The following is a 2,547-nucleotide window of genomic DNA, read 5'->3' as shown; positions in this document are numbered from 1 at the left end:
AAGTTCTGATCCAGAGTACCACGAGACACGTGAAACCTTGTGGGAAGCAGGGAGGACCACCTCCCAAGGCTAAATACTACCTAGTGACCGATAGTGAAGCAGTACCGTGAGGGAAAGGTGAAAAGAACCCCGGAAGGGGAGTGAAATAGAACCTGAAACCCTGTGCCTACAACCGGTCGGAGCACTTTATATGTGTGACGACGTGCTTTTTGTAGAACGAGCCAACGAGTTACGATATGTAGCGAGGTTAAGTACTTAAGGTACGGAGCCGAAGGGAAACCGAGTCTGAATAGGGCGCAAAGTTGCATGTCGTAGACCCGAAACCGGGTGACCTATCCATGGCCAGGATGAAGCGACAGTAAAATGTCGTGGAGGTCCGAACCACGTTGGTGTTGAAAAACCATGGGATGAGCTGTGGATAGCGGAGAAATTCCAATCGAACTCGGAGATAGCTGGTTCTCCTCGAAATAGCTTTAGGGCTAGCGTCGATTAATTGAGTACTGGAGGTAGAGCACTGAATAGGCTAGGGGGCATACCGCTTACCGAACCTTATCAAACTCCGAATGCCAGATACTTTTATTTCGGCAGTCAGACTGCGAATGATAAGATCCGTAGTCAAAAGGGAAACAGCCCAGACCATCAGCTAAGGTCCCAAAGTGTAAGTTAAGTGGTAAAGGATGTGGGATTTCTAAGACAACTAGGATGTTGGCTTAGAAGCAGCCACTCATTTAAAGAGTGCGTAATAGCTCACTAGTCAAGAGATCCCGCGCCGAAGATGTCCGGGGCTAAAACTTACCACCGAAGCTATGGATTCACATTTAATATGTGAGTGGTAGAGGAGCTTTCTGCATTGGCTGAAGTCGTACCGAAAGGAGCGGTGGACGATGCAGAAGTGAGAATGTTGGCATAAGTAGCGAGAGCCAGGTGAGAATCCTGGCGGTCGAAAACCTAAGGTTTCCTGAGGAAGGCTCGTCCGCTCAGGGTTAGTCGGGACCTAAGGCGAGGCCGAAAGGCGTAGTCGATGGACAACAGGTTGATATTCCTGTACCGTTAGCAGACGTTATTACAAACGGGGTGACGCAGGAGGATAAGATGTGCACACTATTGGATGTGTGTCTAAGCACTTAGGGAGTTTTAGCAGGCAAATCCGCTAAAACAATTCTGAGGTGTGATGGGGAGCTAATTATAGCGAAGTATCTGATTCCACGCTGCCAAGAAAAGCCTCTATGGAGGAAGCTAACGCCCGTACCGCAAACCGACACAGGTAGGTGAGGAGAGAATCCTAAGACCAGCGGAAGAATTGCTGTTAAGGAACTCGGCAAATTGACCCCGTAACTTCGGGAGAAGGGGTGCCTACGCAAGTAGGTCGCAGAGAATAGGCCCAAGCAACTGTTTAGCAAAAACACAGGTCTCTGCTAAAGCGAAAGCTGATGTATAGGGGCTGACGCCTGCCCGGTGCTGGAAGGTTAAGGGGATTGCTTAGCGCAAGCGAAGGCATGAACTTAAGCCCCAGTAAACGGCGGCCGTAACTATAACGGTCCTAAGGTAGCGAAATTCCTTGTCGGGTAAGTTCCGACCCGCACGAATGGCGTAATGATTTGGGCACTGTCTCAACAGCAAATCCGGCGAAATTGTAGTGCAAGTGAAGATGCTTGCTACCCGCGATTGGACGGAAAGACCCCGTAGAGCTTTACTGCAATTTAGCATTGAGTTTCGGTATTATCTGTACAGGATAGGTGGGAGACTGGGAAATCACGGCGTCAGCTGTGGTGGAGTCGACCTTGGGATACCACCCTGATAGTACTGGAATTCTAACCGGAGGCCATGAATCTGGTCACGGGACATTGTTAGGTGGGCAGTTTGACTGGGGCGGTCGCCTCCTAAAAAGTAACGGAGGCGCCCAAAGGTTCCCTCAGAACGGTCGGAAATCGTTCGAAGAGTGCAAAGGCAGAAGGGAGCCTGACTGCAACACATACAGGTGGAGCAGGGACGAAAGTCGGGCTTAGTGATCCGGTGGTACCTCGTGGGAGGGCCATCGCTCAACGGATAAAAGCTACCTCGGGGATAACAGGCTGATCTCCCCCAAGAGTCCACATCGACGGGGAGGTTTGGCACCTCGATGTCGGCTCGTCGCATCCTGGGGCTGAAGTCGGTCCCAAGGGTTGGGCTGTTCGCCCATTAAAGCGGCACGCGAGCTGGGTTCAGAACGTCGTGAGACAGTTCGGTCCCTATCCGTCGCGGGCGTAGGAAATTTGAAGGGAGCTGTCCTTAGTACGAGAGGACCGGGATGGACCAACCTCTGGTGCACCAGTTGTCACGCCAGTGGCATAGCTGGGTAGCTATGTTGGGAAGGGATAAACGCTGAAAGCATCTAAGCGTGAAGCCCACCCTAAGATGAGATTTCCCATAACGTAAGTTAGTAAGACTCCTGAAAGAACATCAGGTTGATAGGTGAGGGGTGTAAGCATGGTAACATGTTCAGCTGACTCATACTAATAAGTCGAGGGCTTGACCTAATATAATCACTGTGCAATTTTCAGAGAACAA

The 2,547-nt window shown here is 50.7% G+C and carries 1 rRNA gene; it reads left to right on the top strand.

The window, feature by feature from the left end:
• Positions 1-2,516, top strand: a 23S ribosomal RNA gene (locus CSGHG_RS19075); the annotation flags it as partial.
• Between the last annotated feature and the right edge of the window lie 31 nt (positions 2,517-2,547).

Source organism: Clostridium senegalense JC122 (genome assembly GCF_000285575.1).
GTDB lineage: Bacteria > Bacillota > Clostridia > Clostridiales > Clostridiaceae > Clostridium_J > Clostridium_J senegalense.
This window is presented reverse-complemented; position numbering and strand designations above follow the sequence as displayed.